The sequence below is a fragment of the Novosphingobium sp. AP12 genome (genome assembly GCF_000281975.1).
Classification (GTDB): domain Bacteria; phylum Pseudomonadota; class Alphaproteobacteria; order Sphingomonadales; family Sphingomonadaceae; genus Novosphingobium.
This window is the reverse complement of record NZ_AKKE01000047.1, coordinates 86,453-92,452: the sequence shown is the minus strand read 5'-3', so window position 1 is coordinate 92,452 and position 6,000 is coordinate 86,453. Positions and strand designations below refer to the sequence as shown.

General features: G+C 67.5%; 8 protein-coding genes. 5 read left to right on the top strand and 3 right to left on the bottom strand.

Translation table 11 applies throughout. From position 1 onward, the window contains the following. On the bottom strand, nucleotides 1-397 hold a 397-nt coding region (locus tag PMI02_RS08860; protein WP_007681699.1), incomplete at its 3' end, for a YaiI/YqxD family protein. 149 nt (nucleotides 398-546) lie between these two features. On the opposite strand from PMI02_RS08860, the gene PMI02_RS08855 reads away from it, so the two are divergent. After that, nucleotides 547-1,029 (top strand): hypothetical protein, encoded by a 483-nt coding sequence (locus PMI02_RS08855; protein ID WP_007681698.1) that lies wholly within the window; start codon nucleotides 547-549, stop codon nucleotides 1,027-1,029. Nucleotides 1,030-1,426: 397 nt separating this feature from the next. Here the strand turns inward: PMI02_RS08855 and aroC are convergent, their stop codons facing one another. After that, nucleotides 1,427-2,506, bottom strand: a complete 1,080-nt coding sequence (gene aroC, locus PMI02_RS08850; RefSeq protein ID WP_007681697.1) for a chorismate synthase — start codon at nucleotides 2,504-2,506, stop codon at nucleotides 1,427-1,429. Nucleotides 2,507-2,686: 180 nt separating this feature from the next. On the opposite strand from aroC, the gene PMI02_RS08845 reads away from it, so the two are divergent. The 4 genes from PMI02_RS08845 (at nucleotide 2,687) to PMI02_RS08830 (ending at nucleotide 4,631) form a co-directional block, all read left to right on the top strand. Beyond that, entirely contained in the window at nucleotides 2,687-3,007 is a 321-nt protein-coding gene (locus PMI02_RS08845) for an antibiotic biosynthesis monooxygenase (RefSeq protein WP_007681696.1), read from the top strand. 131 nt (nucleotides 3,008-3,138) lie between these two features. Further along, nucleotides 3,139-3,489 (top strand): arsenate reductase, encoded by a 351-nt coding sequence (locus tag PMI02_RS08840; protein ID WP_007681694.1) that lies wholly within the window; start codon nucleotides 3,139-3,141, stop codon nucleotides 3,487-3,489. A 57-nt stretch (nucleotides 3,490-3,546) separates the two neighbouring features. Beyond that, entirely contained in the window at nucleotides 3,547-4,119 is a 573-nt protein-coding gene (gene pnuC / locus PMI02_RS08835; RefSeq protein ID WP_007681692.1) for a nicotinamide riboside transporter PnuC, read from the top strand. Then, nucleotides 4,116-4,631: an AAA family ATPase gene (locus PMI02_RS08830; protein WP_007681690.1), complete on the top strand. Its 516-nt coding sequence runs from the start codon at nucleotides 4,116-4,118 to the stop codon at nucleotides 4,629-4,631. The genes pnuC and PMI02_RS08830 overlap by 4 nt, the downstream gene beginning before the upstream one ends. Before the next feature lie 155 nt (nucleotides 4,632-4,786). Here the strand turns inward: PMI02_RS08830 and PMI02_RS08825 are convergent, their stop codons facing one another. Continuing rightward, the gene (locus tag PMI02_RS08825; protein WP_007681682.1) at nucleotides 4,787-5,836 is read right to left on the bottom strand and encodes a hypothetical protein; all 1,050 of its coding nucleotides are present in this window, start codon (nucleotides 5,834-5,836) and stop codon (nucleotides 4,787-4,789) included. Nucleotides 5,837-6,000 lie beyond the last annotated feature (164 nt).

The following is a 6,000-nucleotide window of genomic DNA, read 5'->3' as shown; positions in this document are numbered from 1 at the left end:
TGCCGAACGGCGGCGGCCCGCCGACGATGTCGCCGCCGGCGCGCAGGTCCGCCATGATCGCGCGGGTGGCGATGGCGCTGCCGATCGAGGCGGTGGTGAAGGGCTTGCCGTTGGGTGCCACCACGCTCGTGCCCAGCTTCAGGCAGCGGTCGGCAAGCAGGATGTCGGCAGTGATGACGACCTCTCTCGCGCCGCCGGACGCCTCGACCGTCTCGACGATCCAGTCGTCGGCGGCGTCGAAGGCGTCGCTCACCACCTTGCGCGTGATGAGAGCGCTTTGCGGCACCCGGATCGGGCTGTTGCTGACGACCACCACCGGCACCTTGTGGCGGGCCGCGACCTTGTAGACCTCGTCCTTGACCGGGCAGGCGTCGGCGTCGATCAGGATGCGGGGCATGGCTCATTTTCCGGTTCGTGGATGCTGGCGTCCCCTATACCGCCGATCCGGCGCTTGTCATCGCGGCCATGACAGCGGCACGCATGGCGATAAGTCGGTGGGTGTCCGTCGCCATGTCCCGGCGCGGGCAGGTGATGTATGGACCGGCCATGCGCATTCATCTTGCTCTCGCGGCGAGTCTTGCCTTCCTGGCCATGCCTGCATTCGGGCAGGCGGTGCTGTCGAAGGCGGACGAGGCGGCCGCCTTCCGCGCCGGAGGGTTCGGGCTGCAGGGCGGCAAGTGGAGCGGCTGCGGCGATCCCGGCACTGCAGGCTATACGCCGGGCGCCATCGAGACCGTCAGGGACGTCAACGGCGACGGCCGCCCCGAAGCGATCCTCACCGAAGGCAGCACTTACTGCTTCGGCGCCGCCGGCACGGGCTTCAAGCTCGTCAGCGAGCAGGCCGACGGCACATGGAAGCTGGTCACCGAAAGCGAGGGCGTCGCGACGTTCCTGGAGACCAGGGGCGTCGGCGGATGGCTCGACATCGAGATCGGCGGCCCCGGCTTCTGCTTTCCCGTCGAGCGGTGGAACGGTCGGCAATATGCGCTCCACCGCCACCAGTACGAAGGCAAACCCTGCCGTCCTTAGGGGAAGGACTTCTTCTCGGACCTGTCGAAGCCGGGTATTCGCGGCCGATGGTTGGCTGGCATGGGCAGTGATTGCCATGGGGGCGTCTCCGGACAGTCCGCTTTCCTACAGGCAAGCTCGCACGGTATGCTAGGCGCATGCCCCTGCCTGTCCGTTCCCTCCTGCTCCACGGCGCCGATTGCGAAGTGTCAACTTGCTTGCGCAAGGTGACACCTGTCACCCGCAAGGCGACGCCTTTCATCCACAAGGCGACACCCAGGGCGCGCAAGTGGACACTTTTCCGGCGCAAGGTGACACTTTCCGGCCCCAGGGTGACACCTTTGTCCCTTGGACGGTGTAAACCGTGTAAACCTGTGTCGCCTTGCGTGAGGCGAGCGCCTTCAGGCGGGCCGCCTTCTCAGCCGCACTGGCCGCGGTGGAGGAGCTTGTGGTCGGCCAGCACCACCGCCATCATCGCCTCGACCACCGGCACGCCGCGGATGCCGACGCAGGGGTCGTGGCGACCCTTGGTGAACATCTCGGTAGCCGTGCCGTCGCGGGTGATCGTCTGCTGCGGGGTCAGGATCGAACTGGTCGGCTTGAAGGCGACGCGGCAGGTCACCGGCTGGCCGGTGGAAATGCCGCCGGCGATCCCGCCCGCGTGGTTGGCGAGGAACTCGGGCGCGCCGTCGGGGCCTTCCGCGGCGGGGCGCATGGGGTCGGCGTTCTGCTCGCCGGAAAGGCGCGCGGCCGCGAAACCGTCACCGATCTCGATGCCCTTGACCGCGTTGATGCCCATCATCGCGGCGGCAAGGTCGGCGTCGAGCTTGCCGTACAGGGGCGCGCCCCACCCGGCGGGTACGCCGCTGGCGTAGCATTCCACCACCGCGCCGACCGAAGAACCGGACTTGCGCGCGTCGTCGACGATCTTCTCCCAGCGCTTCGCAGCGGCGGCGTCGGGGCAGAAGAACGGGTTCTCGGTGATCTCGTTCTCGTCGAAGTTGCCCGGGTCGATCATGTCGCCCGCGATTTCGGAGACGTAGGCGAGGATCTTGACCTCGGGGATGACGAGCCGCGCCACCGCACCCGCCGCCACCCGGCTGGCCGTCTCGCGCGCGGAGGAGCGGCCGCCGCCGCGATAGTCGCGGAAACCGTACTTCGCGTCGTAGGCGTAGTCGGCGTGGCCGGGGCGATAGGCCAGCGCGACCTCGGAGTAGTCCTTGGAGCGCTGGTCGACGTTCTCGATCATCAGGCTGATCGGGGTGCCGGTGGTCCTGCCTTCGAACACGCCCGAGAGAATGCGCACCGCATCCGGCTCCTGGCGCTGCGTGGTGTACTTCGACTGGCCCGGACGGCGCGCGTCGAGGAAGGGCTGGATCACCCCCTCGTCGATGGCGAGGCCCGGCGGGCACCCGTCGACGACGGCGCCGATGGCGGGCCCGTGGCTTTCGCCCCAGGTGGTGAAACGGAAAAGGCGGCCGAAGCTGTTCACGCTCATGGCCCGGGCCTTGTCGGCAAATGCGCGATTTGTCCAGTGGAGGGACTTGGCGGCCGGTCTGTGCCAGCCCGGGACGCATGCCTTCGCTATGGCTGCAATCGAGCGCTGGGAGTGATGCTTTGTGCTCGCAATGGACGTTTTGGCGCTTGTCTGGCGGCGCGCGCGGAGCAAAGGAGACCCATGTTCCTGGTCCTCTTCCGCAACCGCAAGCGCGCCGATATCGATGCCGACGCTTATATCCACGATGCCGTCGCGATGGAGGCGCTGGCGCACGAGCAGCCGGGCTTCCTGCTGTTCCGCAGCTACACCGCCGACGACGGCGAAGTGCTCTCCATGTCCGAGTGGGAAGATGCGGCTTCCGCGCGGGCATGGTCGCGCAATGCCGAGCACCTGCTGGTCCAGCGGCGCGGGCGCGACGAATATTACGAGAGCTACACGCTCTACACTTGCGACTCGCCCAAGGTCCAACGCTTCACCCTGAACGAGGACGCGCGGGGCTGATTCTCGTCGCCGCGTTGTAAAACTCGCAATACCCAACCGCCGTCGCTTCGTGTATCGCCATGGCCAGTGCAGGCGCGTCTGCCGCGTTTATGCCTGCATTCCAGATAGATACGTGAGAGATACGCGAAGTCATGGCGATCGAGGTCTACGGCATTCCCAACTGCGACACCGTGAAGAAGGCGCGCACCTGGCTTGACGCGCAGGGGCTCGCCTACACCTTCCACGACTACAAGAAGGAAGGCGCGCAGACTGAAAAGCTGGCGGCGTGGATCGACGCGGCCGGGCTCGACAAGGTGCTCAACCGCGCCGGAACGACCTTCCGCAAGCTGCCCGACGCCGACAAGGCCGACCTCGACAAGGGCCGCGCGGTTGCGCTGATGGTCGCCCATCCCAGCACGATAAAGCGCCCGGTTATCGAGCATCCGGGCGGGATTCTCGTCGGATTCAAGGAGCCGGAGTGGGCCGCGGCGCTGGTGTCCTGAACGACACCTAACCGTACCTAGCCGTACCCGAGCGTTACACGAAGGGCGCCGAGCCACATGAATCCGATCGAATGGATCGCGGCCGCCCTCGGCCTCGCCAACATCGCGTTGCTGGTGCGGCGCAGCGTGTGGAACTACCCCTTCGGCATGGCGATGGTGGCGCTCTACGCGCTCGTGTTCTTCGAGGCCCGCCTCTACGGCGAATCGGGTCTGCAACTGTTCTTCTTCGCGGCGCAGGCCTGGGGCTGGGTGCTCTGGGTGCGGGTCGCCAAAGCGGGCGGCGGCGACAGCCAGGTGCCGGTCCGCTGGCTCGGCAATTTCAGCCGGGTGGTATGGCTCACCGCGACGGCGGCGCTGGCGCTGAACCTCGGCTGGGTGATGCACCGCTTCACCGACGCCTCGCTGCCCTATGCCGATGCCGCGATCGCGGGGGCGAGCATCGCCGCGCAGATCCTGCTCGCCTTCCGCCGGATCGAGAACTGGGTGCTGTGGATCGCCATCGATCTGGCCTCCATCGCGGTCTACGTGACCAAGGGGCTGTGGCCGACCGCCGCGCTCTACGTAGTGTTCCTCGGCATGTCGGCGCTGGGCCTGCGCGAGTGGATCGTGGCCTACAGGAAGCAGGCGTGAAAACGGTCTGCCTCCACGGCGCCGAGAGCACCGGCAAGTCGGTGCTCTGCGAGCGCTTCCTCGTTGCGCGGGGCTGGCCTTTCGTACCCGAATACGGCCGCTTCTACTGCGAGGAGCACGGCATCGACCTGACCATGGCGGACCTGCTGGTCATCGCCGAGGGGCAGGCGCGCTCGAACCGCCATGCCATGCTGGCCGAGCCGCCGGTGCTGCTGCTCGACACCGACCAGCTGATGACCGCCGCCTGGGCGCAGATGCTGTTCGGCGAAGTGCCGCCGCAGCTACTCGCCTATCCCAAGGCAGATCTCTACCTGCTGTTCGAACCCGACGTGCCCTGGCGCGAGGACGGCACCCGTTTCTTCGGCGAGGACGACACCCGCGCCCGCTTCGCCGCACTCTCCGAGGAGATGCTGGTGCGCGCCGGGGTTCCCTTCGTGCGCATCGCCGGTTCCTGGGCCGAACGTGAGGCGCAGGCCAGCGCCGCGATCGAGGCGCTGCTGGCGGCGGCGTGAAACAAGATCGTCGTCCCGGACTTGATCCGGGACGGCTGGCCGGGCCGAGCCCAACTTGCGGCTTGGCCTATGCGGGCGGCCGGCGCCCAGTGAACTGTCGCCTCAAGAGTACGCAGCGATCCCAGCTTTCGCTGGGATGACGGACTGTCCGACGGCTACCCCCGCGCCCGCATCCAGTCTCCCACCGGCGCCACCGGCAGGCCCACGTCGGTCAGCCCCAGCACTCCGGACCGCGCGGCCTTGATCTGCGGGATCGCGCTGACGGCGGGGAGCGCGGTCATGATGTCCCAGTCGTGGTTCTTCCAGTGGTCGGCGGGGATCAGGCGCATGCGGGTGTCGATGCTGGGCTCGCCCTTGACGACGAGATGGTACTGGTCGTCGTCGATGTCCCAGCCCTCGGTGAGCTTGCGGGTGAGATACCAGACCACCGTGATGGTCACGACCGTCTCGCCGCCGACCTTGCCGTGCCAGCCGCCGCGCAGCGCCGCATTGGTGCCCTTGTCCATGCGCATCCAGCCGAGGTCCACGTCCTCGGCGGCGGAGGCGTATTCGCAGAAGAATTCGATGTCGTCGAAGGCGAGGCCCAGCGCCGCGCCGATGCGCTCGGCGGCGTCCTTGAACAGGATCAGCCAGGCCTGCGCGCGGTCCTTCAGCTCCGGGGTCATGCCGCCGGGCTCACCGATGCCGAGGAAGCCCCAGGTCTCCAGCGATTCGTAGACCGAGCAGTCCGCCGATTCGGTGATGGCTACCGAGTCCACTTCGCGGCAGATCGCGGTGAGGCTGGTGACCACCGAGTTGATCCAGCCCGGGTTGATGCCGGTGATGTAGAGCGAGGAATTGCCCTTGGCGCAGGCCGCCTCCAGCCGCTCCTTCACCGACCCTCGAATGCCGCCCACATTCAGGAACAGGTTGGTCGACACCACGTCGAGCCCGCTCTCCAGGAGGCGCACCGCCTGGTCGAGATCGGCCCCGAAGGGCGTGTAGAGCACGGTGTCGGCCCCCAGCGCGAGGAGCGCGTCGATATCGTTGGTGGCCTTGATGCCGGTCGCCGGACGGCCGCAGAGTTCACCCGCATCCTCGCCCTTCTTGGCGTCCGACCAGGCGTAGCAGCCGACCAGTTCGAGGCGCGGATCGTCAAGCACCGCGCGCAGCGAATGCTTGCCGACCTTGCCCGTGGTCCACTGGATGACGCGCAGCTTGTCCATGTTCTCTCCCATTTTCCGGCGAGTGTTCCGCGAAGGGGAGGGGGAGGGTAGTTCCCGGCTGGGTACAGGACATGATCGTCGTCCCCGCGCAGGCGGGGACCGCAGGCAAGGCCGCGCCCACCTTTGGGCGAGGCGAAAGCACGGCAGTGGCCCATGGCGAGGTC

Coding starts and splice junctions, on each gene's coding strand:
- PMI02_RS08855 (WP_007681698.1), top strand. CDS start 547: ATGCGCATTCATCTTGCTCTCGCGGCGAGTCTTGCCTTCCTGGCCATG.
- aroC (WP_007681697.1), bottom strand. CDS start 2,506: ATGAGCGTGAACAGCTTCGGCCGCCTTTTCCGTTTCACCACCTGGGGC.
- PMI02_RS08845 (WP_007681696.1), top strand. CDS start 2,687: ATGTTCCTGGTCCTCTTCCGCAACCGCAAGCGCGCCGATATCGATGCC.
- PMI02_RS08840 (WP_007681694.1), top strand. CDS start 3,139: ATGGCGATCGAGGTCTACGGCATTCCCAACTGCGACACCGTGAAGAAG.
- pnuC (WP_007681692.1), top strand. CDS start 3,547: ATGAATCCGATCGAATGGATCGCGGCCGCCCTCGGCCTCGCCAACATC.
- PMI02_RS08825 (WP_007681682.1), bottom strand. CDS start 5,836: ATGGACAAGCTGCGCGTCATCCAGTGGACCACGGGCAAGGTCGGCAAG.